Source organism: Mesorhizobium sp. B2-4-13, from assembly GCF_006658535.1.
In the GTDB taxonomy this organism is placed as follows: Bacteria; Pseudomonadota; Alphaproteobacteria; order Rhizobiales; family Rhizobiaceae; genus Mesorhizobium; species Mesorhizobium australicum.
In genome coordinates this window covers 1-24,954 of the sequence record NZ_VFVB01000001.1, presented here as the reverse complement: position 1 = coordinate 24,954, position 24,954 = coordinate 1, and the positions used below count along the sequence as shown (strand labels likewise).

Below are 24,954 nucleotides of genomic sequence, written 5' to 3'. Positions count from 1 at the left end.
TAGACCTCTATCAGGATGAAGCCAAGGCAGGGGAGCGCACGGCGGACGCCTGCCTCCGAGTGCGGGAGGAAAAGTCCGGCTCTTTATGCGACACCCTTGAATGCCGCCACGCTCTCGCGCTCCACCAGCGGGCATTCCAGCTTGGTGATTGGATATCGCCCCCGCCCCACTATCGCAGGCGCTTCCAGCTGCTCGATCGCCCATTGGCCCATGGCCATGTGCGGAAGGATCGACGTCGTCAGCGGCGGGAACAAATGCCGGGCGATTTCCTCGTCGTCATAGCCAACGACCGAGATGTCGGCGGGAATGTGCAGGCCGGCTTCCTTCAGGGCTTCGTAGCAGCCGATCGCGGTGCGGTCGTTCTGGCAGAAGATGGCGGTCGGGCGGTCCTTCAGGGCCAAGAGCTTCACTGTCGCGGCGTAGCCGGCGCTGGCCGACCAGTCGCCCTCGACCACCAGTTCGGGGTCGAAGGGGATGTCGGCGGTGGCGAGCGCGCGGCGGTAGCCTTTCAGCCGGTCCTGTGCTGCCTGCATCCAGGGTTCGCCCGTGATGGTGGCGATGCGGCGGTGGCCGTGGCTGATCAGGTGTCGCGCCGAGCTCTGGCCGCCGGCGATTTCGGAGGGCACCACGGCGGGGAATGCATAGTCCGCCGTGTAGCAGTTGAGCAGAATGACCGGAATGTCGAGGCCGTAGAGGAAGTCGGGCGCCGTGATTTCGCGGGTGAAGATGGTCATGTAGATCAATGCCGAAATGCCGCGCCTGGTCAGCGCCGAAATGGCGCGCGACTCCATCACGGCGTCTCCCATGGTCTGCGCCACCAGAAGCACGTTGCCAGCATTCCACGAGGCCTGGCGCGCGCCCTCGATGGCGACCACGGCTTCCGGGCTGGTGGCGAGCTGGTCGACGGCGAAGCCGATCACGCCGTCGAGTCCGTCGAAGGCGGGGCCATCAAAAGCCCCCTCGAAAGCCGCAACGGGCTTCAGCGCGGAGAAGGCGGGGGCGCTGTAGCCAAGCGCGCGCGCCGCCTCGATCACCCGCTCCCGAGTCTGCCGGGACAGGCGAATGCCAGGTGAATTGTTGAGCACGAAGGAAACCGTCGCCTGCGAGCAGCCGGCGGCGCGTGCGATGTCGGTCATGGTGACGCGGCCCTTGGGCTTTGCCGCCGCCTTGCGGCGCTTCCTGATGGCCTGGTCCGTCGTCTCGCTCATGCCGCCCCCAAATTCCCAGCCTGTCTAGCTGTAGCCCGCCGGGCCGACAAGATGAGGCGACGCTTCCGATTCACATGCGCATCGACCGAACTAATAACTATTATCATCCTTAGGCCATTCCCGCCATACAGGCTCGAGCCCCCGCAAAAGCCAGAGGTCGCAAAGCCCCCGGACTGCGTGGGATCAGCCATCCCCGCGTCGGCAAACCGATTCGGCCGTGACACCAGAGCGCCACCGGAACGGTCGTTTGCTAATAGTGTTTACTAATACAATGATGCGCTATACCGTCAATCCATCGCCTCCGGCCCCCATTGGTCCGGCTGCGATGGAAGTGTCTGTGAATGGCCCGATGGGGGGCGGATATGACTTCCGCAAACCATGTCTCAGATATGTGATATGTCAGACAAATCGGACTATTTACGAACGAGGAATGAGTCTCTAAAGTCCGTGGCCGTGGCTGGTAACGACGCCATTCTTTCACTGCCGGGAACCCCTTGAGGAGGAGGGCGTCCACGCCGCAGACGGCAATTCAGGTGAGCAAGACAAATTTAGTGTGCAAGACAATCCAGTGAGCAAGTCCGGTCAGCCCTACGACTGACCAAAACGGGAGGTTGAACATGAAATCCTTGATACGCAATGCATCCGTGGCCGCCGCGGCCCTGGCTGTCGGCCTGACGGCGACGGCAATCGCGCGCGCCGACGACAAGCCGACGCTGGCCTTCGTCGTCAACGGCGCTTCCGACTTCTGGAAAGCGGCCGAAGCCGGCGTCAAGAAGGCGCAGGGCGAACTGCCCGACTACACGCTCGAACTCAAATATCCCGAACAATCCTCGGTCGCCATCCAGCAGCGGCTGATGGACGACCTGGTGACCGCCGGCGTCAAGGGCATCATGGTCTCGGCCGTCGATCCCAAGACCTCGACGGATGGCCTGAACAAGATCGCTTCGCAAACGGCGCTGTTCACCACCGATAGCGACGCCCCGCAGACCAAGCGTGTCGCCTATATCGGCTCGTCCAATGTCGACGCCGGCAAGCAGGCGGCCGAAATCGCCAAGAAGGCGATGCCGGACGGCGGCAAGTGCCTGGGCTTCGTCGGTTTGCTCGGCGCCGACAATGCCAAGGAGCGCATCCAGGGCATGAAGGACGGCCTCGCCGGCACCAAGATCGAACTCGTCGACGTACGCGGCGACGACATTGACCAGGCTCGTGCCAAGAAGAATGTCGAGGACGCGCTGGTCGCCAGCCCCGACGTCACCTGCATGGTCGGCTTCTACTCCTACAACACGCCACGCATCTATGAAGCGCTGCGCGATGCCGGCAAGCTTGGCTCGATCACCGTCGTCGGCTTCGACGACGATTCGATCACGCTGGGCGGCGTCAAGGAAGGCACCATTGCCGCCACCGTCGTGCAGCAGCCCTTCGAATGGGCCTATCAGGGCATGAAGCTGATGGCCGCCTATCTCAAGGGTGACAAGTCGGGCATCCCGGCCGGCAATTTGATCATCATCCCGACCAAGATCATCGGCAAAGATGACGTCGACGCTTACGCCGCCAATCTCAAGGCGATGGCTGGAAACTAAGACCAGAAGCAGTTCAGCCGGCTCAACTTCGCTTGAGCCGGCTGTTCGCATTGACGAACCCTGCCGGGGTCGTCAGTCTGCAGAATGGGCATTTCGGCCCACCGGCTGCTGTCAGGCATGATGAATTATTCCGACACATCCATCGCGGCGACCACCCCGTTTCTCAGCCTCGAGAACGTGCGCAAGACCTATCCGGGCGTCGTGGCGCTCGACGGGTTTTCCATGGAGGTCAGGCCGGGCGAGGTCATCGGCCTGGTCGGCGAGAATGGCGCCGGCAAATCGACGCTGATGAAGATCCTCGGCGGCGTCACCACGCCCGATAGCGGTGCCATCACGGTCGACGGCGCCGCCCACAAAGGCCTGAGCGTGGAGGGGAGTCTGGGTTCGGGCATCGCCTTCGTCCACCAGGAACTCAACCTCTTCGAAAACCTCGACGTCGCCGCCAACATCTTCTTCGGCCGCGAGCCGCTGCGCGCCGGACCGCTGAGACTGGTCGACCGCGCGAAACTGCGCGACATGGTGGCGCCGCTGCTGAAGCGCGTCGGCGCCAACTTCTCCGCCGACACGCAGGTCGCGGATCTGTCGCTGGCGCAGCAGCAGATGGTCGAGATCGCCAAGGCGCTGTCGATCAAGGCGAGGCTGGTGATCCTCGACGAGCCGACATCGAGCCTGCCGCTGGCCGAGACCGACAAGCTGCTCGACGTCATCAAGGCACTGAAGGCCGACGGCATCAGCGTCATCTTCATCTCGCACCGCCTGCACGAGATCGAGCGCGTCGCCGACCGCGTCGTGGTGCTGCGCGACGGCATGCTGGCCGGGACGCTCGGCAAGCGCGACATCAATCACGACCAGATGGTCAAGCTGATGATCGGCCGCATGCTGAAGGAGCGCGAGAAAGCCTCCGAGGCGGCGCGTGCCCCCGGCGCCGTTGCGCTTGCGGCCAAGGCCGTCCGCACCCCCACCTATCCCAGCCGGCCGGTCGATCTCGACGTCAGGCGCGGCGAAATCCTCGGCCTTGCCGGCCTTGTCGGCTCCGGCCGAACCGAACTGGCGCGGGTGTTCTTCGGCATCGAAGCCAGCCTTGGCGGCACGCTGGAGCTCAACGGCAAGCCGTTAACGCTGGCCAGCGCGGCGGACGCAGTCGCGCAAGGCATCTTCCTTGTGCCGGAAGACCGCAAGCTGACCGGCATCCTGCTCGACCTATCGATCGCGCAGAATATTTCACTCCCCAATCTGCCGGCGCATGCCAGGCGCTCGCTGGTCTCCGCAAGCGCCGAGACCGCCACCGCCGAGAAGCAGAAGAAAAACCTCGGCATCAAGGCGCCCTCGGTGCAGACGCGCACCGGCACGCTGTCGGGCGGCAACCAGCAGAAGGTCGTGCTCGGCAAATGGCTGGCCATGAACCCGAAGGTGATGATCCTCGACGAGCCGACGCGCGGCATCGATATCGGCGCCAAGGCCGAGATCTACGGGCTGATGCGGGCATTGGCCGACGCCGGCGTCGCCGTGCTGATGATCTCTTCCGACATGGAAGAGGTGATCGGCGTCTCCGATCGCATCGCCGTCATGCATGAGGGCCAGATCTCGGGCATTCTCGACAAGGATCAGTTCAGCCAGGAAAACGTGCTTTTGCTCGCGGTGGGCAAACCGGCGAACAGGCCGTAAGCGGAGACGACGATGACAAAGAAAGATCTCGGCCTGCTGATCCTGATCCTGGTGGTCGGGGCGATCGTCGCCATCATCAATCCGCGCTTCCTCTTGCCGATCAACCTCGCCAACACCTCGAACCTGATCGGCCTGTTCGGCATCCTCTCCATCGGCCAGGCGTTCGTCATCATCACCGGCGGCATCGAACTGTCCGTCGGCTCCGTTGTCGCGTTGCTGGGCACGCTGTTCATCGACTTCATCGCCGTGCGCGGCATGGGATGGCCTGTTGCCTTCGTGCTCATCCTGGTGCTCGGCGCCATCATCGGCCTGGCGCATGGCTGGCTGATCACGCGGCTCAAGCTGCAGCCCTTCGTCGTCACCTTGTGCGGGCTTTTGATCTATCGCGGCGTCGCGCGCTTCTACACCGCCGACGGCACCGCCGGTTTCGCCTTCGGGCAGAATTTTCCCGATCTCGAATTCCTGACCGCCGGCCGCTCCTGGGGCGTGCCGAACTCCTTCTTCGCGCTGATCGTCATCGCCATCGTCATGTGGGTGGTGCTGCACCGCTCGGTGTTCGGGCGCTATCTCTACGCCATCGGCAAGAACGAGGAAGCGGCAAAATATTCCGGCATTCGCACCGGCCGCGTCGTCATGGCGGCTTACGTCATCTGCGGCGTGCTCACCGCCCTGTCGGCGATCTATTTCGCCATGTACACGCGCTCGATCTCGCCGGCCAGCCACGGCCAGTTCTACGAGCTCTACGCCATTGCGGCCGCGGTGCTCGGCGGCTTCTCTCTGCGCGGCGGCGAGGGCTCGCTGATCGGCGTCATCCTCGGCACGGTGCTGCTGCAGGAACTGCAGAACCTCGTCAACCTGCTCGGCATTCCCTCCTCCCTCAACTTCGCGGTGATGGGTGGCGTCATCCTCATCGGCGTGCTGGTCGACCAGCAATGGGGTGTGTTCCGGGCGCGCCGGCGGATGGTCGATGCCGCCCGCAAGGGCGCGGTCGGCGCCGCCGCGGAATAGGTCAGTCCCGGCAGAAATAGCTTACCGGTGCTGGGCGCTGACGGGGTGGCGTGCCTTTCGCGGCCACCCTCTGGTGATCCGCCGTGCGGCCTTGGCTGAAATTACCTGCCGCTCTGGCGTGCGGCGCGGCGAACGCTTTGCAACAGGATGGCAAGGCAGCCGACCAGCAACAGCCCACCGCCAAGCAGCGGCGGCAGCGCGAGCAACTTCACCGCCGCGGTAACGGCGGCCACCAGGACCAGCGACAGCAGCGCCAGATTGCCGTCATCGACGAACATGCCGAAGACCTCCCTGGCAACGAGACGAAGGACGTTCATCGGGCGAGCCCTCCGGCTGCCGTTGGAAGGATGCCGCGCAGCCAGCGCACCATGGCGAAGGACGCCAGCGCGACGATGGCGAAGATGGCGAGCAAGGCAAGATCGGCGCCCGGCCAATGGGCGCCGATGCCTTCGCCGGTCCAGAAGATGCCAAAGCTGGTCAGCATCAGCCCGACCACGAATTTGAGCGCATTCTCGGGCACGCGCGCCAGCGGCCGGTGGACGGCCAGGCCGACAAGCATCACCAGGATGAAAGCCGCCAGCGCACCCGTGCTGGCGTAAAATGTCTGCCCATGCGCTGCGCCGACGGCAATGACGATGAACACCACCTCGACACCCTCGAGCAGCACCGCCTTGAACGAGGCCAGCCCGGCGAGGTAGTCGGCGCGCCGGTCGGCGGCCTGCCGGTGCAGGGCCGCGGTTTCCTTGGCGAAGGCCGCTTCCTCGTCATGCAGGGCAATGACGCCGACGCTGCGCAGGATGGCTTTTCGCAGCCAGCGCATGCCAAACAGGATGAGCAGCACCCCGACGACGAACTGCAGCGTGGTGATCGGGACCAGCGCCAGCAGCGGGCCGAAGGCCAGCACCAGGGCCGCCAGCACCGCCAGCGCCAGCGCGGCGCCGGTCAATGCCGGGCGCCAGCTGCGCGTCACCCCCACCGCGAGCACGATGGTGAAAGCTTCGACGACCTCGACCAGCGAGGCGAGAAATGCCGCCGCGATTGTCGAGAGGACGGGTGTCAGTGTCTGCATGAAGCTTCCTGTCTGGCTCGACCCTGATTCCTGGGGCGAATCCCCGGAGCGTAATCCAGAATCACCCCATGCGGCCAGCAGCCTGGGGCGTTTCCAGCGGCAGCGCAAGCAGGCGGGTGAAACAAGTCCGGATCAGATCAGGCCCGACATGTCGGAAAACGCCATGGCCTTGCGCAGCACTTCGGCGAAACGCTCGCCGGCCACTTCGCGCGGACCGCTGTTGTCGATCGACGTGACACCAGGGCCGGACAAGCTCATATTGGCGCTGCGCGCCAGCCTTGCCAGCACCTCGCCGCGCGACTCGCGGCCGCGCATCGCCAGCCGCTCGGCCAGCACCTCGGGCGAAGCGGTGATCTCGACGACGGCCAGATTGGCATAGCGCTCGCGCAAGATGGGAATGACCGCGCGCGACACGTTGGCGACGGCGACGTGTCCATTGGAAACAGACCAGTCGACATCGGCCGGCAGGCCATAGCGCAGGCCATGCGCTTCCCAGGAGACGGCGAAAGCGCCGTCGGCATCGGCCTCGGCGAAGGCGGCGTCGGCCAGCGTATCGTGGTCCTCGCTCGCCGCATCGCTCGGCCTGGTGATGACGCGGCGCACGAACTCCAGCTGCGTCTCGTCGGCAAAGAGCGCCTTGGCATAGCCGATCACCGTGTCCTTGCCGGCACCGCTGGGGCCCACGACAGCGACAAAGACGCCGTGACGGATCGGAAAGGTTTCGGCAGACAGTTCGCGCTCGATCGAAGCCGACACCATCATGCCACCCGGCGCCCCTGCCGCCAGACGGTGCGTACGACCGGAACATGATCGTCGACGCGCACGCGCACCAGATCGGCGCGACGGCCCTGCTCGATGACGCCGCGGTCGTCGAGGCCGACGGCCTGCGCCGGGTTCTTCGAAACCATGGCGACGGCCTGCGGCAGCGAAATGCCTTCCACCATGTCGCCGAGGAAGAAGGCCGACTGGATCAGGCTGAAGGGAATGTAGTCGGACGAAAGAATGTCGAGCAGGCCATCGCTGGCCAAGGTGCGAGCCGAGACATTGCCCGAATGCGAGGCGCCGCGCATGACATTGGGCGCGCCCATCAGCACGCCGAGCCCGGCGGCCTTCGAGGCCCGCGCCGCTTCCTCGGTGGTCGGGAACTCGGCGACCCGAACGCCCTGCTCGACCGCCTCGTCGACATGAGCCGACGTCGCGTCGTCATGGCTGGCGAGCACGATGCCGCGCTCCCGGCAGGCGGCGGCGATGAAGACGCGGTTCGGCCCTGAATTGCGTTCCGATTCGCCCATCCGCTTCTCGCAGAATTTCTGGAAGTCGCGATCCGAGAGTTTCAGCTTGCGCTGGTAGTAGTAGGCGTAGGTTTCAAGGTTGACGAACTGGCGCTGGCCGGGCGCGTGATCCATCAGCGACGCCAGCTTGACCCGTTCGTCACCGTCGAAATTGGCGAATGCGTCGAGGCAATCCGGCGCTGAAACCTCGCAGCGAAGATGCAGGAAGTGATCGGCCCGCAGACGATCCCGCGCGACGCTGTCCTCGATCGCATCGGCCAGCTTGCGAATGTCGTCCAATGTCAGGTCGGCGTCCTCGTCCATGCCGACGCGCAAGGCATCTAGCACGGTCGTGATGCCGGCGGTCGCCACCTGCGCGTCATGGGCGAGCACCGCGGCGATCGGGTTCCAGCGCACTTTCGGCCGCGGCGCATAATGGCCCTCGAGATGGTCGGTGTGGAGTTCGACCAGCCCTGGAATGATGAAGTCGCCGCCCATGTCCTCGCCGATCCGGGCAGCACCGGCATCGATGCCGGCGATCAAGCCGTCGCGCAGCACCAGTGAGCCTTCGACGATCTCGTCGGCAAGAACGATGCGGGCGTTGGAAAGAACAGTTTCGGCGGTCATTGCGGGTAGTCCTTGGTTCTTGCAGTCGGGTTTCGTTCAGGCGATTTTCCGGGCCGGGCGGCGTCCGAGCGCGTGCTGGGAAAGCACCATGAATGGCGCGCCGGGTTCGGGTTCGACGAACAATGTCAGCGCATCCACCAGCACGGGCTGGCGCAACACATCGGCGAAAAGGCTGTCGATGGCGGCGCGCAGGCGAGGGCTTTCCTGTGGGCCGGCCCGGCCGGACAGGGTCATGTGGAAGCGGAAGGTCTCGAAGACATAGGGATAGCCCCATTGGCAGAGATTGCGAAACTCGGCCGGCTTCAGCGAATCCGGGCTGCGCCGCTCGATCTCGGCCTCTGACAGCGGTGCGCGAAACCGGTCGAAATCGCGTACCACATTGTCGGCGAAGCGGTTGAGCGGCGGCAGCGGCCCTTCCGGCACCAGCGCGAAGAAGCTGTCGATCTGGCTGACGATAAGGCGCGGGATCGTGACGACAGGCGTAACCTCGGCAAAATGATCCAGCGCCGCGCGCAGCGAGGTCTCGGTCTCCGTGGCAGCCAGATGGAAGGGCGCCTTCAGCGTCGCGTGAAAGCCATAGCGGCGTGCCGAGGCCGTGTGGAAGGCCACTTCCGCTGCCGACAGATCGGCAACGGCCTCAACCGGCCTGGTCGCGGCACCGAAGGGATCGCGGCCTAGCCAGTCGGCGGCGATGCGCGCCAGCGGCTCGTCCTGCCGGGGGGTGAAATAAATGGCATAACGCATGGGAAGTCCTCGTCAGAACCGTTGCCATAGGTGATTTCCATGACGGATTGACGAAGCTTTGACGGGTTTTAGAAGGCAAATCGACCCCTAGGGTCCTTAGCCGACGATTTTTCCCAGCTGGACCAATAAGTTCGGCCGGAAACGCGAGACGGTCAGGCCTTCATCAACCATTCGTGCTCGGGCGCATTGTGGAATTTCCAGGTCCGCTTCGGTCCGGCCATCACATTGAGATAATAGAGGTCATAGCCGTGGCAGGCGGCACAGGGGTGATAGCCCTTGGGCACCAGCACCACATCGCCGTCCTCGATCGCCATGGCTTCGTCCAGCGCGCGATGTCCGCTTTTGTCGGCATCGGTGTAGACGCGCTGGAAGGCAAAGCCCTGCGGCGGGTTGAGGCGATGGTAGTAGGTTTCCTCGAGATAGGATTCGGCAGGCAGATTGTCCTGGTCGTGCTTGTGCGGCGGGTAGCTCGACGTGTGACCGCCGGGCGTGATGACCTCGACGACCAGCAACGAGTCGGCCGGCTGGCCTTCCGGCAGGATGTTGGTGACGTAACGCGTATTGGTGCCCTTGCCGCGCACCTCCTGGCCGAGATCGTCCGGTCCGATCACCCGGACCGGCAGGCCACCGCCAAGACCGGGCGCCGAGCAGACGCCAAGTTCCAGCTCGGTATCGGCCGTCACCGACCAGTCCGATCCCTGCGGCACGTAGACCGACCACGGCTTGCCATCGAAGGGCGACATGCGCTCGCCGAGCAGGCCGAGATCCTTGCCGCCGGCTTTCGCGGTACCCTTGCCGGTCACGAACACCAGGCAGACTTCGCGGTCTTCCGTCTTTCCCGAGGCGCTTTCGCCCGGCTTCAGCCGATGCAGGTCGAAACCGACATAGGTCCAGCCGGCGCTTTTCGGCGTCACATGGGCGACGCGGCCATGGCCCTTGTCGGCTTTGACGAGCAGTTTCGACATTTTGTCTCTCCTATCCTAGCCTTCCAACTTCGTCATCCTGGGGCGGAGCAGGAGCGAAGCTCCTTGCTCCGCCCCAGGATGACGAAGCGAGGGGCGTTTCGGCCAATCGCCGACGTGTGCGATCCGTTACGCTCGCAGTATCCAATCCACAAAACTGCTCGCGCCATGGACCGCCTATTCCTTCGGATCGGCCGGAGGCTTCGTCTCGTCGGCCGGCTTATAAAGATAAAAAAATTGCCAGGCGCCGTAGCCGGCAAAGCCGAGCGCGATGACGCCCCAGAACGGCGTGCCGGTGGCGAACTCGATGACCGACCAGATGAGGCAGACCGCGACGACGGCGACACGCCGCCACAATGGCCGGAAGAAGGGGTGCTCGGAATCTTTCATCTGGCCAGCCTACAGCAAGCCCGGCCTGGCGAGAACCCGATCAGGCATTCGGAAACCCTTGCGTCTCCACCGTGTAGCCGGCTGATGTCATCACCCGCATCAGCTCCTTGTGGCCAACCTGCGCCATCTTCAGCGGCGGGTTCTTCTTCGGGTCCTGCTCGGCCTCGACCACGAACCAGCCTTCATAGCCGTGGTCGGCGAAGCGCTGCACGATGGCGCCGAAATCGAGGGAACCGTCGCCCGGCACGGTGAAGGCGCCGAGCGCCACGGCATCGAGGAAGGACTGCCTCGTACGGTCGAGCTTCTCGATCACGCCCATGCGCACGTCCTTCACATGGACGTGGCTGATGCGCTTGTGGTGGTTGTCGATGGCGCGCAGCACGTCGCCGCCGGCAAAGGCGAGGTGTCCGGCATCGAGCAGCAGTGGGATGCCTTCGCCGGAATGGCGCATGAAGGCATCGAGCTCCGGCTCGGTCTCGACCACAGCCGCCATGTGATGGTGATAGGACAGCGGCATGCCTTGCTCGGCGCACCATTCGCCGAATTCGGTCAGGCGCCGCGCGTAGGCCTTCATTTCGTCGCCAGTAAGCTTCGGCTTGGTGGCGAGCGGCTTGGAACGGTCGCCCTGGATCGAGCGGCCGACCTCTCCATAGACGATGCAGGGCGCGTCGACCGCTTTGAACAGGTCGATCATCGGCTGGACGCGGTCCTTGTTGGCAGCCATCTCCTCATCGACCAGCGTGCCCGAGAACCAGCCGCCGCACAGCGTCACGTCGGCGGCCTTCAGGATCGGCAGCATGATGGCGGGGTCGTTGGGAAAGCGCCGGCCCATCTCCATGCCGGTGAAGCCGGCAGAGCGCGACTGGCGCAGACATTCCTCCAGCGACACGTCATCGCTCAGTTCGGCAAGATCGTCGTTCCACCACGCGATGGGGGACATGCCCAATTTGGCTTTCAAGTCGTCACTCCGGGATTAGACAGTTCAATTTTTTGGCGCTAGCGCCGCCCCTCATCCGCCTGCCGGCACCTTCTCCCCGTATCGTGAGGGGGAGAAGGGAGCTGGCGTCAATCGCCGACGCTCTGCATCCGCCGCTTCTCGTCATAGGCCTTGCGCGCGGCGTTCACTTGAGGCCGCGCCGAAACCTCGGGCACCGCCACGTCCCACCAATGGCCACCGGCATCGGTCGAAACCAGCGGATCGGTGTCGATGACCAGCACGGTGGTGCGGTCGTTCTTCTTGGCTTTTTGCAGCGCGTTTTCCAGCTCGGCAACCGACGGCACTTTCTCTGATATCGCGCCCATGCTCGCCGCATGCGCGGCAAAGTCGATGTCAGGCAGGATTTCATGGCGCGAGTCCTGCAAGAGATTGTTGAAGTTGGCGCCGCCGGTCGCCATCTGCAGCCGGTTGATGCAGCCAAAACCCCTATTATCGAGCAGCACCACGGTCAGCTTCAGGCCGAGCATCACCGAGGTGGCGATCTCGGAGTTGAGCATCAAGTAGGAGCCGTCGCCGATCATGACGACGACCTCCTCGTCGGGCTTGGCCATCTTGGTGCCGAGCCCGCCGGCGATCTCGTAACCCATGGTCGAGAAGCCATATTCGGCGTGGTAGGAGCCCGGCGCACCGGCCTGCCAGAGCTTGTGCAGTTCGCCGGGAAGTCCGCCTGCCGCATGCAGCAGCGTCACGCCTGAGCCCATGGCGCGCTGCACGGCGCCGATCACCTGCGCATCCGAGGGGAAAGCAGTGTTGGTCGATGCCGTCACCTTGGCCACGTCGGCCTGCCAGGCCTTCTTGCCGGCGGCCGCATTGTCGGTCCAGGCGGCGGGCGCCTTCCAGCCTTGCAGCGCGGTTGCCAACTCGGCCAGCCCTTCCCAGGCATCCGCGACCAGCGGCAGCGCCCGGTGCTTGCCGGCATCGAAGGGCTGCACGTTGAGCCCGATGATGGTCTTGCCGGAATTCTTGAACAGCGCCCACGAGCCGGTGGTGAAATCCTGCAGCCGCGTGCCGATGGCGAGCACGACGTCGGCCTCTTCCGCCAGCCGGTTGGCGGCCGAAGTGCCGGTAACACCGACCGCTGCCATGTTGAGTTGGTGATCGTCCGGCAGCGAGGACTTGCCGCCTTGCGTTTCGCAGACCGGAATGCCGGCGGCTTGGGCGAACTTGGCCAGTTCGTCGGAAGCCTGGGAGTAGAGCACGCCGCCGCCGGCGATGATCAGCGGCTTCCTGGCTCCCTTGAGCGCCGCCACGGCCGCCGCCAGTTCGTCACGGTCCGGACGCGGCCGGCGCTGGCGCCACAGCCGCTCGGCAAAGAAGCTCTCGGGATAGTCATAGGCCTCGGCCTGCACGTCCTGGCAAAGCGACAAAGTCACCGGGCCGCATTCGGCCGGATCGGTCAGCACCTGCATGGCGCGGCTCAGCGCCGGGATGATCTGCTCCGGCCGGGTGATGCGGTCGAAATAGCGCGACACCGGGCGGAAGCAGTCGTTGACCGTCGCCGTGCCGTCGGAAAAATCCTCGGCCTGCTGCAGCACGGGATCGGGAATGCGGTTGGCAAAGACGTCGCCCGGCAAAAACAGGACGGGCAACCTGTTTACGTGGGCGAGGGCCGCCGCCGTCACCATGTTCATCGCGCCAGGGCCGATCGAAGAGGTCGCGGCCATGAAACGGCGGCGGAAATTGGCCTTGCCATAGGCGATCGCCGCATGCGCCATCGCCTGCTCGTTGTGGGCGCGGAAGGTCGGCAACTCGTCGCGCACCTGGTAGAGCGCCTCGCCGATGCCGGCGACATTGCCATGGCCGAAGATCGCCCAGACGCCGCCGAAGATCGGCATTTTTCTCCCGTCGATCTCGGTCATCTGGCGGGACAGGAAGCGGGTCAGCGCCTGCGCCATCGTCAGGCGGATTGTCTTGCTCATGGTGTTTTCCTCCGCAGTCCCTACGCCGTTGCGCCTTGTTATGCCGCCTTGCGGCCGCGCGCGGCAAGCCACGCTTCGGTCAACTGTTCGAAGCGCGACGCCATGTCGGCGACAGCCTCGTCGTCCGACATCCTGCCGGCCAGCCATTGTTCGGCTGCGTGGACGAAGATGGTGCGCCCGACGGCAAAGCCCTTGACGATGGGCGCGTTGGCCGTGGCGGCAAAAGCGGCCTCCAACTCGTCCTGCGGCGCCTCCAGGCCAAGCAGCACAATGCCCCGGCACCAGGGATCGTGCTTCAGGATCACCGCCTCGATCTTGGCCCAGGCGCCGCTCGACGCCTGCGGTTCGAGCTTCCACCAGTCCGGCTTGATGCCGAGCGCATAGAGTTCCTCCAGCGCGCGCGGGATCGTCGTGTCGTCGAGCTTGCCGTGCTTGCCGGCGATGATCTCGATGAGAAGTTCGCGGCCAACCTTGCGCGCGGCCTCGAACAGCGCGCGCAGCTTCTGCTGCTGTTCTTCCCTCAGTTCCGACGGATCGTCGGGATGATAGAAGCACAGGCACTTGATGCAGTGGTCGACAGGCCATTCGGTAAGCTGCGAGCCGATGTCCTGCAAGAATTCGAAGCGCAGCGGCCGCGAGCCCGGCAGTTCCACCGGGCGTCCGAGCCAGGCAAAGGGGTGGCGAGCGAATTCGAACATCGCCTCGCGGCCATGTTTCTCGTCGATCAGCATGCCATAGCCGTCGCGGCCGGCCGCGACCTTGGCCGCTGCCTTGACCGCCAGCACCTTGAAATCGCGGATGCGCGCCGGATCGGCCCCGGTCTTGGCCGCCACATCCTCGAGCTGCACACGGTGGTCGCAGGCGAGCGCCATCAGCGAGGGGATGTCGCGCCGGCGTGTCGTCGCCCAATGGATATGGTTGATCGCCTCGTCCTTGCGCAGCGCGCGATGCTTGCTGCCGTTCTCGAGGAAGAACCGCAGCTCCTCGAAGGTCGGATATTCCGGCGCGCAGAGCAGCCGCGACACGGCGAAGGCGCCGCAGGCATTGGCCCAGGTCGCCGCCGTGGCAAGGCTTTCGCCACCGAGCCAGCCGCGCAGCAGACCGGACATGAAGGCGTCACCGGCGCCGAGCACATTGTAGATCTCGATCGGGAAACCCTTGCCGACGACGCCGTCCTCGAGATCGTCGCTGATCGGTCCGTCATAGACGATGCAGCCCATGGCGCCGCGCTTCAGGACGATGGTGGCCGAGGACAGGGAGCGGATCGTCTTCAGCGCGCTCAGGCAGTCGTCGGCGCCGGACGCGATCATGATCTCTTCCTCGGTGCCGACGATGAGGTCGCAATCGGGCAGCACCGTCTTCAACTGGGCCGAGACGCGGTCGGACTTGACATAGCGCTCAAAGCCTTCGGCGTGGCCGGCAAGGCCCCACAAATTCGGGCGATAGTCGATATCGAACACGACCTTGCCACCCCTGGCCTTCATGATGCGGATCGCCTTGCGCTGGGCGGCATCGCTATTGGGGCGGGAAAAATGCGTGCCGGTGACGACGATCGAACGGGCCGAGGCAATAAACGCCTCATCGATGTCCTCTTCGGCCAGCGCCATGTCGGCACAGTCGGATCGGTAGAAAATCATCGGCGAAACGCCTTCGCTCTCGACCGAAAGCAGAACCAGAGCGGTCAACCGCTCCTTGTCGGTCTTCAGACCGTCGGTGTTGACGCCTTCGCGTTTCAGCTGCTCGCGGATGAAGCGGCCCATCTGCTCGTCGCCGACGCGCGTCAGCAGAGCCGAGCGCAGCCCGAGCCTTGCCGTACCGACCGAAATATTGGCCGGGCAGCCGCCGACAGACTTGGCGAAGGAGGTGATGTCCTCCAGCCGCGAGCCGATCTGCTGGCCATAGAGGTCGACGGACGCGCGGCCGATGGTGATGACATCGAGCGGCGCCTGTCTTGCGTCCACGGCTTCGCTCATTGGAACCTCCCGTCGGTCTTGTCGTCATGGACAACATTGTTTTGGGTAACACGCGCGAGCGGCTGCGTGGCGCCGGCAATATGAAATAATAATTCCAATCCATAGTCAATATGGAATGAGCATTCCCTAGGCAAAATTGCCTTGATGGGACGCCTGATCAAGCCTTGCGCTTACGGCTCGCGTCGCGCCGCTTCTCGCCGACGCCGACGGTCAGCGCCATGGCCAGCGCCATTGTCGCCGACAGCGAGCGGAAGCCGGCGAAATCCGCCTCGGCAACCTCGAACCAGACCCTGGCGAACTGGGCGAGCGGCGAGAACGAGCTGTCGGTGATGGCGACGATCGGCACGCCCTGCTCGGAAATGGCGCGCGCCTCCTCGATCGTGGCCGGCGCGTAGGGCGAGAAGCTGATGGCGATGACGGCGTCCGCCGGTGTGGCGAAGCCGACCATCTCGGCATTCAGGCCGGCGGCCGATTCGATCAGCTGGTTGCGGATCTTCAGCTTGCCGAGCGCATAGGCGATGTAGGAAGCCACTGGATAGGAGCGTCGCTTGGCCAAGACATAGATGGTCTGCGCCTTCGCCAGCAGCGAAATCGCGTCTTCCAGATGCGCATCGTCCAGCGTGCGGGAAATGTCGTTGAGGGAGGTGCTGGCGGCGGCGATGAAGCCGTCGAAGATCGCCCGGTGGCCGGCACCGCCCTCGGCCTTGGCGCGCAGCGCCTGCAGCCGCTCGTCATAGGAAGAGTTGCGCTCGCGCAGCCGCTCGCGGAACACCTGCTGCAGGCTGGTAAAACCGTCGAAGCCGAGTTGCTGGGCAAAACGGATCAGGGTCGAGGGCTGCACGCCGGCCGAAGCGGCGATGCTGGCGGCGGTACCAAAGGCGATGTCGTCGGGATTGTCGAGCGCGTAGGCGGCGATCTGGGCGATGCGCTTGGGCAGGCTCTCGCGCCGGTCCAGAATCGTGGCACGCAGCGTCTCGAAGTCGCGAGGTACCTGTTCGTCCATCGTCCCTCTGCCCAAGCCTGTCTGGACACCCTCTCTGCCCCATCATAGCGAGCCTGCGCAAGAACGCCATAAAAAATGAGGCAGACATTCCATTCCTGGAAAAAATGGCCTAATTCATCCACTCAGCTATGGCAGCGGAGGAACGAAAGATGGTTGGCGTCGGTCTTATCGGCACGGGTTTCATGGGCAAATGCCACGCCATCGCGTGGAGCGCCGTCGGGGCCGTCTTCCCCGATGCGGCCAAGCCACGGCTCGTCCATCTGGGCGAGGTCAATGAGGAGCTCGCCATGCGCAAGGCAGGCGAGTTCGGCTTCGCCAAGGCCACCGGCGACTGGCGCGCCGTCGTCAACGACCCGGAGGTCGATATCGTGTCGCTGACAACGCCGAACCAGTTCCATCCGGAAATGGCCATCGCTGTCCTCGAAGCCGGCAAGCATCTGTGGTGCGAAAAACCGATGGCGCCGAGCTTTGCCGAAGCCGAGGCGATGGCGGCCGCGGCGGAGAAATCAGGCAAGGTCGCCGCGCTTGGCTACAACTACATCCAGAGCCCGGCCATCCGTCACATCGGCGCGCTGCTCGACGAGAAGATCATCGGCGAGGTCAACCATCTGCGCATCGAAATGGACGAGGATTTCATGGCCGATCCCGAGGCGCTGTTCTTCTGGAAGCACGAGGCGACTTCCGGCTATGGCGCGCTCGACGATTTCGCCGTGCATCCGCTGTCGCTGGTCTCGGCGCTGTTCGGCCGCGTCGGCAGCGTCATCTGCGACATGGCCAAGCCCTATGCCGACCGCAAGCTGGCTTCAGGCGGCCGGCGCGCGGTGGAGACCCACGACATTGCCAGCGTGCTCATGCATCTGGAGAACGGCATTGCCGGCACGCTGCAGGTCAACCGCTCGGCCTGGGGCCGCAAGGGCCGCATCGCCATCCAGATCTTCGGGTCCAAGGGATCGATCCTGTTCGACCAGGAGCGGATGAACGAATTCCAGCTCTACCTGACGTCCGACCGACCCACCGAACAGGGCTACCGCACCATTCTGGTGGCGCCGCAGCACAGACCCTATGACCTCTTCGTGCCGGCGCCCGGCCACAGCCTCGGCTTCAACGACCTCAAGATCATCGAATGCCATGAATTGCTGACACGGCTTGCCGGCAAGCCGGCCCGGCTCATCGAGTTCGCCGAAGGACTGGAGATCGAGCGCACCGTGCACGCCATGGCGCGCTCCTTCGAGGAGAAGCGCTGGGTGGATGTAAGGTAGGATTCGCTGCGCTGGTCGCTTTAGCCGGCGGCCGCTGCATCGACTTCCCACCCATTGACCCAGACCTGCCGCAAACGATCGCCTTCGCCCTTGAAGCCTAGGCCGGTCGGCTGGCAATCCTCGATGCGGTCGCTGCGGAAATTGCGGATCGCCTGGCGCAGCTCGCACCAGGCGACGATGTTGGCGGTCTCGGCGTAATAGATCAGAGCGATCGGGCGGATGAGGCGCTCGGAAGCGCGGCCGAGCTCGTCGCGGTAGGAGAGCTCGAGCTTCTCCTCGTCGCGTATGGCGCGGCGCACCAGCGCCAGGTCGATCGCACCTGCGGAGGGCGCGGCGAAGCCCCAGGCGTGCAGCGCATTGGCGTCGAGCGTCTGGCGCAAGGGCGGCGGCACCGCGCCGGCGATCTTGGCGCCGACGCGCTTGGCCGCCTGCTTGAGCTCGTCGTCGCCCGTGCGCTCCAGCAGCGCCAGCGACAGGACGATCGCCTCCATTTCCTCGATCGAAAACATCAGCGGCGGCAAGTCGAAGCCGGGGCGCAGGATGTAGCCGATGCCACGCCCGCCCTCGATCGGCACGCGCATCGCCTGCAGCGCCGCGATGTCGCGATAGATCGAGCGGATCGTCACTTCCAGTTGCCCGGCGATCATTGCCGCCGTCACCGGCTGCCGCGCCAGCCGCAGGATCTGGATGATCTCGAACAGGCGCGAGGCCTTGCGCATTTTTCTGACCTGGTACCGATCACAACTGACACACCATCGTCAGTTGGGCCTGCCTATAGGACTGCCTATCGATTTGAAAATCAACAGGTTCCGCCGAGGCTGGCCGAGCGGGACAACAGGCAACTGACATGGGCTATGCTGAAAATCTCTGGCTGTTCTTTATCCTCCTGTTCGGCATCATCGCCGTTCCAGGCATGGACATGCTGTTCGTGCTTGCCAATGCGTTGACCGGCGGCCGCGACAGGGGTCTTGCCGCGACCGGCGGCATCATGGTCGGCGGCATGGTGCACACGCTGAACGGCGCTATCGGCGTCGGCCTGCTGATGCATTTCTTGCCGATCCTGTTCAAGCCGCTGCTGTTAGCGGGCGCCGCCTACATGGCCTTCATCGGCATCACGCTGATGCGCAGCTCCATCACCGTCGGCAACGAGAGCCCCGCCGGCAGCCGCTCGGCATGGAAGGCGTTTCGCCAGGGCTTGGTGACCTGCCTGATCAACCCGAAGGCCTACCTCTTCGTGCTCGCCGTCTATCCGCAGTTCCTGAAACCGGACTACGGCCCGATCTGGATGCAGGCGACGATCATGGGCCTGCTGACCATGCTGACGCAGGCCGCGGTCTATGGCGGGCTCGCAATATCGGCCGGCCGCAGCCGCAAGCTTCTGATCGCCAATCCACGGGTGACCATCCTTGCCGGCCGGGCGGCCGGGCTGCTGCTCTTCGCGGTCTCCGTGTTCACCGCATGGGAAGGGCTGAGGGCGGCGTAGTCTCGGGCTGAACCGAACCGCCGCCTTCTGGCGCCTGCCGGATCAGGCGGCGCCGTGCCGCAGCGTGGCGAGAAGCTCGTCCAACTGCCCGAACGTCTCGGCCATCGCATCCGCCGCCCCGGTACCGGCGGCGTCGAGGGCCTCCTTCGAGGGATAGACCTCGTGCATGACCAGCAGCGTCTTGCCGCCTTTTTCCTCGAAGGTCACTGTGGTCACGGGTCCACCGTCACCACCTTCGTCATTGGTCCAGACGAGGCGCGAGGGCGGTGTCACTTCGAGATACCTGCCGAAGAACTCGGCGGGGTGCGAGTCATCATGCCCGAACACCAAGCGGTACCCGCCTCCCACACGAACATCCATCTCGCAGGAACGCAGGAACATGCCCATCGATTTCGGCGTCCACCACTGCTTGAACAGCTCGGGCTTTGTCCAGGCCTCGAACACGATGCGGGCCGGCGCGTCGAAGCTTCGCGTGACGACCAGCTCGCGGTCGGACTTCCGTTCCACCGTCGTGCGGTTCTGCATGGGGGTGGGCTCATTCGCTCTTGTTTCGTCCATCGGCTTCCTCCTTCCGTTTCATTTCCTCGACAACCTTGTCCAGCTCGTCGAAGCGTGCGGCCCAGAGCTGGCGGTATCTCTCGATCCATGCCGTCTCCTCCTCCAGGCGGCGCAGGCCGAGCTTGCAGGTCCGCACGCGCCCGACCTTCCGCGTCGTGACGAGGCCTGCCTGCTCCAGAACGCCGACATGCTTCTTCATGCCCGTGAGGGTCATATGGAATTTCTGGGCCAAGTCCGTGATCGAAGCATCCGCACGGCCGAGCTGCTCCAGAACGCCGCGTCGGGTGGCGTCCGAAAGCGCGGCGAACGAGGCATCCAGGCGGGCAGGAGAATACTGAACCATTTGGTTCAGTATGTAACACGCGGATCGGTGACATGCAAGGAGGTGAGCGCTGCGGGGCCTAGGAGCGGCATGGTCCTGGACTGAAACTGGAAGCGCCGCCCTTATGCTCCCCCAGATCAGGCGGCGCCTTGCCGGCTGTCCAGCAAGTTGCGGCGCGCCGACCGGCGCCATTCCACGGCGCCCGCGAGCCCGTGCAGCACCGTCTCCGTGGTCGCCCAGTCGATGCAGCCATCGGTGATGCTCTGGCCGTAGACCAGTGGCTTGCCGGGCACGACATCCTGCCGGCCGGCGACGAGATTGCTCTCGATCATGACGCCGATGATGCGCTCGTCGCCAGCCGCCACTTGGCCCGCGACATCGGCCGCGACCTTGGGCTGGTTCTCCGGCTTCTTGGCTGAGTTGGCATGGCTGACGTCGATCATCAGACGGGGGGCGATACCGATGCGGACGAGTTCGACGGAGGCGGCCTCGACGCTTGCCGCGTCGTAGTTGGGCTGAACGCCACCACGCAGGATGACATGGCAATCCTCATTGCCGGTGGTCGCCGCGATGGCGCTGCGTCCGCCTTTGGTCACCGCCATGAAATGATGCGGCTGGGCGGCCGACTTCACCGCCTCGCCGGCGATCCTGAGATTGCCGTCGGTGCCGTTCTTGAAGCCGACCGGGCAGGAGAGACCCGAGGCCAGCTCGCGATGGATCTGGCTCTCGGTCGTGCGCGCGCCAATGGCGCCCCAGGCGACGAGGTCGGCAATGTATTGCGGCGTCGTCATGTCGAGGAATTCGGTCGCCGCCGGCAGGCCGAGATTGTTGACGGCGGAAAGCACGTTGCGTGCCATCCGCAGCCCCTTGTCGATGTTGAAGCTGCCGTCGAGGTCGGGATCGTTGATCAGGCCTTTCCAGCCGACCGTGGTGCGCGGCTTCTCGAAATAGACGCGCATGACGATCTCGAGCCGGTCGGCCAGGACCTCGCGCAGCGCCGCCAGACGGCTGGCATAATCAACGGCCGCGACCGGATCGTGGATGGAACAAGGGCCCACGATGACAACAAGCCGATCGTCGGCCCCGGTGAGGATGGAGTGAATGGCGTTGCGCGAGGCGGCAACGGTGCGTGTCGCCGTGAGTGAGCGCGGTATCTCGCGCATCACCTCGTCCGGCGTGCTCAGCAGTCTCAGTTCCTTGACCCGGAGGTCGTCTGTGGTGGTCAACACGGCTTTCTGCTCCTGTTTGGGAACCTGCCGGCTGAAACAAAAAAGCCGCCAGGTCTGGCGGCTGTTCGGATCTTGTTGCTGCAATCTTCAGATCGAGCGCAATCCTCCCGCCGCCAGCGAGCTCCTAAAGTACCAATACGTGGCGGTCAGGTTGATCATGCGTGGGCTATAGCTGAACTCGCGTTGAATGTCACGCACCTGATTGGCGTCTTGTTTGAATATGTAAGAAGGTATATGTTGGATATTCTAAAGAGGATATGCTCCAATGCCGCTTTATGTGAAGGACCGGGAAGTCGACCGGCTGGTACTTGAGGTGCAGCGCCTCACAAAGGCGCCGAGCAAAGCCGAGGCGGTTCGCCGGGCCCTGACGCATGAAATTGAGCGCGCCCGCAGTGTCCAAACTGTATCGGAACGCTTGGCGGAGGCAGTCAGAATGGCTGGCGAAATCGGAGCGGATAATCCTGACTTCGATATGAGAGCCTATTCGGACGAGCTTTCAGAGGGGCTATGAGCTTGTTCATTGACGCTTCGGCGGTCGTCGCTCTGTTGCGTCCGGAGCCCACGGCAGGAGAACTCGCCGCCCGGATGGACGCCCATGGCGGGCCTTTCTTCATTTCGGCGATCGTTCGTTTCGAGACCGCAATGGCCTTGGCGCGTTCAAAGACCCCCCTGCCTTCACCCATCCAACCGGCGGCAGTCGCAAAGGCGAATGCGGCCGTGGACCGTTTCGTGCAGGATTTGGGAATCGGCGAGGTCCTCATTTCGGCCGAAGTCGGGCGGCTCGCCATCGAAGCCGCACGCAGTTACGGCAAGGGTGTCGATTCGCCGGCGCAGCTCAATATGGGCGATTGCTTTTCCTACGCCTGTTGCAAGGCATATAATTTGGCTTTGCTCTACACCGGTCAGGATTTCAAAAAGACAGACATAGGATAGATTCAAGGTGCGCCACGCAGATCGCTCGCATGAACCTACTCCGGCGACGACCCGGCGACACTCTGATCGTAGTCGACCAGCGATCCGGTCATGACGCCCGATTGCGGGCTGACCATGTAGCTGATCAGCCGTGCGAGCTGGTCCGGCTTGACCAACTGGCCCATCGGCTGCGCGGCTTCGGCCTTCGCCAGCCAGTCGTCGGGCGCATCGTGCCATTTCTTCTGCACGATGTCCTCGCCCTCGGTGTCCATCCAGCCGGGCAGCACGGCGTTGCAGCGGATGCGGTTGAAGCGATAAGCGTTGGCGACGTTCTTGGTCAGCGTCATCAGCGCGCCCTTGCTGGTCGAATAGGGCGTCAGGAAGGACTGCCCGGTATGCGCCGACATCGACAGCACGTTGACGATCGATCCGGGCGCCTTTTTCTCCAAGAGATGCGCCACCACGCCCTGCATCAGAAAAAACGGGCCGCGCACATTGGTGTCGAAGATCTGGTCGAACAGCTCTTCTGAGGTCTCGACCAGCGAGCCGCGCGCCGAGGTGGCGGCGGCGTTGACCAGGGCGTTGATCGTACCGAAATGCGAGAGCGCGGTGGCGACCGCGCGCTTGCAGTCGGCAACCTTGGAGACATCGGCGCTGATGAAGATGGCGTCGACGCCTGATTTCCTGAAATGAGCAACAGCCTTGTCGCCCTTCTCCTGCGAGCGGCCGATGAGCGCCAGCGCCCGGCAGCCTTCGTCGGCCAGCGCTTCGGCGACCGCGAATCCCATGCCTTGCGCACCGCCGGTGACGATGGCGCGTGTATTCGAATTGCGATCGGCGGATGCGCTCATCGCTCTGCTCCTGTGCGTTGGGTCCGGTTCTTACTTGTCGAGACGAATGGTCTTGCCCGTGGTCGCCGACTTCAGCGCCGCATCGGCCAGCTTCAGCGCCACGAGGCCATCAGCGCCGCTCGGCGCCGCCTTCTTGCCTGATGTCGCCGCCGCGATGAAGGCGGCGATCTCGAGGGCATAAGCGTCGAGGTAGCGGGTCATGAAGAAGTCGTGCAGCGGCGGGCGCGTATAGCCCTTCTCGTTGGCGAGCTCGATCGACACCGGCCGCTGGTTCTCGGCCGCCACCATGCCCTTCGAGCCGTGCACCTCGATGCGCTGGTCGTAGCCATAGGTGGCGCGGCGCGAATTGGAGATGACTGCCTGCTTGCCCGAAGCCGTTTCGAGGATGACGCTGACCGAGTCGAAATCGCCGGCTTCGCCGATTTTCTTGTCGACCAGCACCGAGGCGTGCGCGCTGACCGCGACAGGCTCCTCGCCGAGCAGGAAGCGCGCCATGTCGAAATCATGGATGGTCATGTCGCGGAAAATGCCACCCGAGCGCTTGATATAATCGAGCGGCGGAGCGCCGGGGTCGCGCGAGGTGATGGTGACCATCTCCACCGTGCCGATGGCGCCATCGTCGATCGCCTTGCGCACGGCGGCGAAATGCGGGTCGAAACGCCTATTGAAGCCAACCATCAGCGTCGCCTTGGCCTTGTCGACAACGGCCAGGCACTGCTCGACCCGCTTGACGTCGAGGTCGATCGGCTTCTCGCAGAAGATCGCCTTGCCGGCTTTGGCGAAGCGCTCGATCAAATCGGCATGGGTGTCGGTCGGCGTGCAGATGACGACCGCGTCGATGTCCTTGGACTTCTCGATTTCGTCGATGCTGCGCACCTCGGCGCCATAGGCAACAGCCAATTCGCTCGCCGCCTTCTCGAAGGCATCGGCCACGGCGACCAGTTTTGCCTGGGGGTTGGAACCCACGGCGCGGGCGTGGACCTTGCCGATGCGGCCGGCACCAAGGAGGGCGAAGCGAACAGTCATGGATATTTTCCTCTGGGGATGGTTCGAAGCGGGGCGCCGGTCATGGGCGCTGAATGATTTTACGGTCAAGACAAATCGACGGGAAGGCGATGACCATCGCCTCCGAGCCCGGCCCTTAGGCCGCGAGTTCCGCCTCGCCGGTCTTGGCGCCGGTGATATAGGATACGATGTCCTGGCCGTCGGTATTTTCCTTGCGCAGATTGGCGACGATGCGGCCGCGCCGGAACACCACGATGCGGTCGCAAAGGTCGAACACCTGGCGCATGTTGTGGCTGATCAGGATCAGCGGCTCGCCATTGTCCTTCAGCGTGCGGATGATGTTTTCGACCTGCGCCGTCTCCTGCACGCCGAGGGCCGCCGTGGGCTCGTCCATGATGATCAGCTTGGAGGCAAAGGTCGCCGTCCTGGCGATCGCCACGCACTGCCGCTGGCCGCCCGACATATGGCGGATAGTGTTGGAGAGGTTGGGGATCTTGACCGCGGTGCGGACCAGCGCCGCCTCGGTTGCCTTGCGCATGTATTTGCGGTCGAGGATCGAAAATGGCCCGAGATTGAACAGCACCTTTTCACGGCCGAGGAACAGGTTCGACGGCACGTCGAGGTCGTCGGCCAGCGCCAGGTTCTGGAACACCGTCTCGATGCCTGCCTCGCGGGCCTCGATCGGACCGGCGAAATTCACTTCCTTGCCATCGAACCAGACTTGGCCGCTGGTCCGCTGCTCGACGGCGGTGATCTGGCGCACGAAGGTCGACTTGCCGGCGCCGTTGTCACCCATGATGGCGACATGCTCGCCCTTGCGCAGCTCGAAATTGGCGCCTTCAAGCGCATGCACGCCGCCATAGCGCTTGGTCAGGTTCTCGGTCTTCAGGACGATGTCTGTCGTGGAGATATCTGGCAT

The 24,954-nt window shown here is 64.3% G+C and carries 26 protein-coding genes; 7 read left to right on the top strand and 19 right to left on the bottom strand.

From position 1 onward, the window contains the following. Positions 1-83: 83 nt before the first annotated feature. Positions 84-1,208, bottom strand: coding sequence for a LacI family DNA-binding transcriptional regulator (locus tag FJ936_RS00130; protein ID WP_181763078.1), 1,125 nt, complete (start codon positions 1,206-1,208; stop codon positions 84-86). Positions 1,209-1,825: 617 nt separating this feature from the next. On the opposite strand from FJ936_RS00130, the gene FJ936_RS00125 reads away from it, so the two are divergent. The 3 genes from FJ936_RS00125 (at position 1,826) to FJ936_RS00115 (ending at position 5,461) form a co-directional block, all read left to right on the top strand. Beyond that, the gene (locus FJ936_RS00125; RefSeq protein WP_141905965.1) at positions 1,826-2,788 is read left to right on the top strand and encodes a sugar-binding protein; all 963 of its coding nucleotides are present in this window, start codon (positions 1,826-1,828) and stop codon (positions 2,786-2,788) included. 120 nt (positions 2,789-2,908) lie between these two features. Further along, positions 2,909-4,453, top strand: a complete 1,545-nt coding sequence (locus tag FJ936_RS00120; RefSeq protein ID WP_015314545.1) for a sugar ABC transporter ATP-binding protein — start codon at positions 2,909-2,911, stop codon at positions 4,451-4,453. Between the two features lie 12 nt (positions 4,454-4,465). After that, a complete protein-coding gene (locus tag FJ936_RS00115; RefSeq protein WP_015314546.1) occupies positions 4,466-5,461 on the top strand; it encodes an ABC transporter permease in 996 nt (331 codons plus the stop codon). Between the two features lie 101 nt (positions 5,462-5,562). Here the strand turns inward: FJ936_RS00115 and FJ936_RS00110 are convergent, their stop codons facing one another. The 11 genes from FJ936_RS00110 to FJ936_RS00060 form a co-directional block, all read right to left on the bottom strand. After that, on the bottom strand, positions 5,563-5,778 hold the full coding sequence (locus FJ936_RS00110; RefSeq protein ID WP_140615349.1) for a hypothetical protein: 216 nt from the start codon (positions 5,776-5,778) through the stop codon (positions 5,563-5,565). Beyond that, entirely contained in the window at positions 5,775-6,530 is a 756-nt protein-coding gene (locus FJ936_RS00105) for a COG4280 domain-containing protein (RefSeq protein WP_141905964.1), read from the bottom strand. The genes FJ936_RS00110 and FJ936_RS00105 overlap by 4 nt, the downstream gene beginning before the upstream one ends. Before the next feature lie 132 nt (positions 6,531-6,662). Then, a complete protein-coding gene (gene phnN, locus FJ936_RS00100) occupies positions 6,663-7,292 on the bottom strand; it encodes a phosphonate metabolism protein/1,5-bisphosphokinase (PRPP-forming) PhnN (RefSeq protein ID WP_181763077.1) in 630 nt (209 codons plus the stop codon). Next, positions 7,289-8,428: an alpha-D-ribose 1-methylphosphonate 5-triphosphate diphosphatase gene (locus FJ936_RS00095; protein ID WP_141905963.1), complete on the bottom strand. Its 1,140-nt coding sequence runs from the start codon at positions 8,426-8,428 to the stop codon at positions 7,289-7,291. The genes phnN and FJ936_RS00095 overlap by 4 nt, the downstream gene beginning before the upstream one ends. Positions 8,429-8,464: 36 nt before the next feature. Further along, positions 8,465-9,172, bottom strand: coding sequence for a DUF1045 domain-containing protein (locus FJ936_RS00090; protein ID WP_141905962.1), 708 nt, complete (start codon positions 9,170-9,172; stop codon positions 8,465-8,467). Between the two features lie 152 nt (positions 9,173-9,324). Next, complete coding sequence (gene iolB / locus FJ936_RS00085; protein ID WP_140791859.1) at positions 9,325-10,137, bottom strand: 5-deoxy-glucuronate isomerase; 813 nt, start codon at positions 10,135-10,137, stop codon at positions 9,325-9,327. 174 nt (positions 10,138-10,311) lie between these two features. Next, positions 10,312-10,524: a DUF3329 domain-containing protein gene (locus tag FJ936_RS00080; protein WP_015314553.1), complete on the bottom strand. Its 213-nt coding sequence runs from the start codon at positions 10,522-10,524 to the stop codon at positions 10,312-10,314. A 40-nt stretch (positions 10,525-10,564) separates the two neighbouring features. Next, entirely contained in the window at positions 10,565-11,482 is a 918-nt protein-coding gene (gene iolE / locus FJ936_RS00075) for a myo-inosose-2 dehydratase (protein ID WP_140791861.1), read from the bottom strand. A gap of 107 nt (positions 11,483-11,589) precedes the next feature. Next, complete coding sequence (iolD, locus tag FJ936_RS00070; protein ID WP_140791863.1) at positions 11,590-13,440, bottom strand: 3D-(3,5/4)-trihydroxycyclohexane-1,2-dione acylhydrolase (decyclizing); 1,851 nt, start codon at positions 13,438-13,440, stop codon at positions 11,590-11,592. A 38-nt stretch (positions 13,441-13,478) separates the two neighbouring features. Beyond that, positions 13,479-15,413, bottom strand: a complete 1,935-nt coding sequence (gene iolC / locus FJ936_RS00065) for a 5-dehydro-2-deoxygluconokinase (protein ID WP_140791864.1) — start codon at positions 15,411-15,413, stop codon at positions 13,479-13,481. Positions 15,414-15,570: 157 nt separating this feature from the next. Further along, positions 15,571-16,416, bottom strand: a complete 846-nt coding sequence (locus FJ936_RS00060; RefSeq protein WP_015314557.1) for a MurR/RpiR family transcriptional regulator — start codon at positions 16,414-16,416, stop codon at positions 15,571-15,573. A gap of 149 nt (positions 16,417-16,565) precedes the next feature. Here FJ936_RS00060 and FJ936_RS00055 point away from each other — a divergent pair, with 149 nt between their 5' ends. Further along, on the top strand, positions 16,566-17,675 hold the full coding sequence (locus FJ936_RS00055; protein ID WP_140791866.1) for a Gfo/Idh/MocA family oxidoreductase: 1,110 nt from the start codon (positions 16,566-16,568) through the stop codon (positions 17,673-17,675). Positions 17,676-17,695: 20 nt separating this feature from the next. Here FJ936_RS00055 and FJ936_RS00050 read toward each other — a convergent pair whose 3' ends face one another. Next, positions 17,696-18,394, bottom strand: a complete 699-nt coding sequence (locus FJ936_RS00050; RefSeq protein ID WP_140791867.1) for a YafY family protein — start codon at positions 18,392-18,394, stop codon at positions 17,696-17,698. A gap of 128 nt (positions 18,395-18,522) precedes the next feature. Here FJ936_RS00050 and FJ936_RS00045 point away from each other — a divergent pair, with 128 nt between their 5' ends. Beyond that, positions 18,523-19,158: a LysE family translocator gene (locus FJ936_RS00045; RefSeq protein WP_015314560.1), complete on the top strand. Its 636-nt coding sequence runs from the start codon at positions 18,523-18,525 to the stop codon at positions 19,156-19,158. A 42-nt stretch (positions 19,159-19,200) separates the two neighbouring features. Here FJ936_RS00045 and FJ936_RS00040 read toward each other — a convergent pair whose 3' ends face one another. The 3 genes from FJ936_RS00040 to FJ936_RS00030 all read right to left on the bottom strand — a co-directional run bounded on the left by FJ936_RS00040 (position 19,201) and on the right by FJ936_RS00030 (position 21,267). Continuing rightward, positions 19,201-19,716, bottom strand: a complete 516-nt coding sequence (locus FJ936_RS00040; protein ID WP_140824246.1) for an SRPBCC family protein — start codon at positions 19,714-19,716, stop codon at positions 19,201-19,203. After that, a complete protein-coding gene (locus FJ936_RS00035) occupies positions 19,694-20,059 on the bottom strand; it encodes a metalloregulator ArsR/SmtB family transcription factor (RefSeq protein WP_140615371.1) in 366 nt (121 codons plus the stop codon). The genes FJ936_RS00040 and FJ936_RS00035 overlap by 23 nt, the downstream gene beginning before the upstream one ends. A gap of 116 nt (positions 20,060-20,175) precedes the next feature. Continuing rightward, entirely contained in the window at positions 20,176-21,267 is a 1,092-nt protein-coding gene (locus FJ936_RS00030; RefSeq protein WP_140791871.1) for a 3-deoxy-7-phosphoheptulonate synthase, read from the bottom strand. Positions 21,268-21,532: 265 nt separating this feature from the next. On the opposite strand from FJ936_RS00030, the gene FJ936_RS00025 reads away from it, so the two are divergent. Then, complete coding sequence (locus FJ936_RS00025; RefSeq protein WP_140711829.1) at positions 21,533-21,778, top strand: type II toxin-antitoxin system VapB family antitoxin; 246 nt, start codon at positions 21,533-21,535, stop codon at positions 21,776-21,778. Between the two features lie 2 nt (positions 21,779-21,780). Further along, complete coding sequence (locus FJ936_RS00020; RefSeq protein ID WP_051041323.1) at positions 21,781-22,200, top strand: type II toxin-antitoxin system VapC family toxin; 420 nt, start codon at positions 21,781-21,783, stop codon at positions 22,198-22,200. Positions 22,201-22,235: 35 nt separating this feature from the next. On the opposite strand, the gene FJ936_RS00015 is transcribed toward FJ936_RS00020, so the two are convergent. The 3 genes from FJ936_RS00015 to FJ936_RS00005 form a co-directional block, all read right to left on the bottom strand. Continuing rightward, positions 22,236-23,030, bottom strand: coding sequence for an SDR family oxidoreductase (locus tag FJ936_RS00015; protein WP_141905961.1), 795 nt, complete (start codon positions 23,028-23,030; stop codon positions 22,236-22,238). 30 nt (positions 23,031-23,060) lie between these two features. Further along, on the bottom strand, positions 23,061-24,056 hold the full coding sequence (gene iolG, locus FJ936_RS00010; RefSeq protein WP_140791873.1) for an inositol 2-dehydrogenase: 996 nt from the start codon (positions 24,054-24,056) through the stop codon (positions 23,061-23,063). 115 nt (positions 24,057-24,171) lie between these two features. Next, entirely contained in the window at positions 24,172-24,954 is a 783-nt protein-coding gene (locus tag FJ936_RS00005; protein ID WP_015314568.1) for an ATP-binding cassette domain-containing protein, read from the bottom strand.

Coding starts and splice junctions, on each gene's coding strand:
- FJ936_RS00130 (WP_181763078.1), bottom strand. CDS start 1,208: ATGAGCGAGACGACGGACCAGGCCATCAGGAAGCGCCGCAAGGCGGCG.
- FJ936_RS00125 (WP_141905965.1), top strand. CDS start 1,826: ATGAAATCCTTGATACGCAATGCATCCGTGGCCGCCGCGGCCCTGGCT.
- FJ936_RS00120 (WP_015314545.1), top strand. CDS start 2,909: ATGAATTATTCCGACACATCCATCGCGGCGACCACCCCGTTTCTCAGC.
- FJ936_RS00115 (WP_015314546.1), top strand. CDS start 4,466: ATGACAAAGAAAGATCTCGGCCTGCTGATCCTGATCCTGGTGGTCGGG.
- FJ936_RS00110 (WP_140615349.1), bottom strand. CDS start 5,778: ATGAACGTCCTTCGTCTCGTTGCCAGGGAGGTCTTCGGCATGTTCGTC.
- FJ936_RS00105 (WP_141905964.1), bottom strand. CDS start 6,530: ATGCAGACACTGACACCCGTCCTCTCGACAATCGCGGCGGCATTTCTC.
- phnN (WP_181763077.1), bottom strand. CDS start 7,292: ATGATGGTGTCGGCTTCGATCGAGCGCGAACTGTCTGCCGAAACCTTT.
- FJ936_RS00095 (WP_141905963.1), bottom strand. CDS start 8,428: ATGACCGCCGAAACTGTTCTTTCCAACGCCCGCATCGTTCTTGCCGAC.
- FJ936_RS00090 (WP_141905962.1), bottom strand. CDS start 9,172: ATGCGTTATGCCATTTATTTCACCCCCCGGCAGGACGAGCCGCTGGCG.
- iolB (WP_140791859.1), bottom strand. CDS start 10,137: ATGTCGAAACTGCTCGTCAAAGCCGACAAGGGCCATGGCCGCGTCGCC.
- FJ936_RS00080 (WP_015314553.1), bottom strand. CDS start 10,524: ATGAAAGATTCCGAGCACCCCTTCTTCCGGCCATTGTGGCGGCGTGTC.
- iolD (WP_140791863.1), bottom strand. CDS start 13,440: ATGAGCAAGACAATCCGCCTGACGATGGCGCAGGCGCTGACCCGCTTC.
- iolC (WP_140791864.1), bottom strand. CDS start 15,413: ATGAGCGAAGCCGTGGACGCAAGACAGGCGCCGCTCGATGTCATCACC.
- FJ936_RS00060 (WP_015314557.1), bottom strand. CDS start 16,416: ATGGACGAACAGGTACCTCGCGACTTCGAGACGCTGCGTGCCACGATT.
- FJ936_RS00055 (WP_140791866.1), top strand. CDS start 16,566: ATGGTTGGCGTCGGTCTTATCGGCACGGGTTTCATGGGCAAATGCCAC.
- FJ936_RS00050 (WP_140791867.1), bottom strand. CDS start 18,394: ATGCGCAAGGCCTCGCGCCTGTTCGAGATCATCCAGATCCTGCGGCTG.
- FJ936_RS00045 (WP_015314560.1), top strand. CDS start 18,523: ATGGGCTATGCTGAAAATCTCTGGCTGTTCTTTATCCTCCTGTTCGGC.
- FJ936_RS00040 (WP_140824246.1), bottom strand. CDS start 19,716: ATGGACGAAACAAGAGCGAATGAGCCCACCCCCATGCAGAACCGCACG.
- FJ936_RS00035 (WP_140615371.1), bottom strand. CDS start 20,059: ATGGTTCAGTATTCTCCTGCCCGCCTGGATGCCTCGTTCGCCGCGCTT.
- FJ936_RS00025 (WP_140711829.1), top strand. CDS start 21,533: ATGCCGCTTTATGTGAAGGACCGGGAAGTCGACCGGCTGGTACTTGAG.
- FJ936_RS00015 (WP_141905961.1), bottom strand. CDS start 23,030: ATGAGCGCATCCGCCGATCGCAATTCGAATACACGCGCCATCGTCACC.
- iolG (WP_140791873.1), bottom strand. CDS start 24,056: ATGACTGTTCGCTTCGCCCTCCTTGGTGCCGGCCGCATCGGCAAGGTC.
- FJ936_RS00005 (WP_015314568.1), bottom strand. CDS start 24,954: ATGCCAGATATCTCCACGACAGACATCGTCCTGAAGACCGAGAACCTG.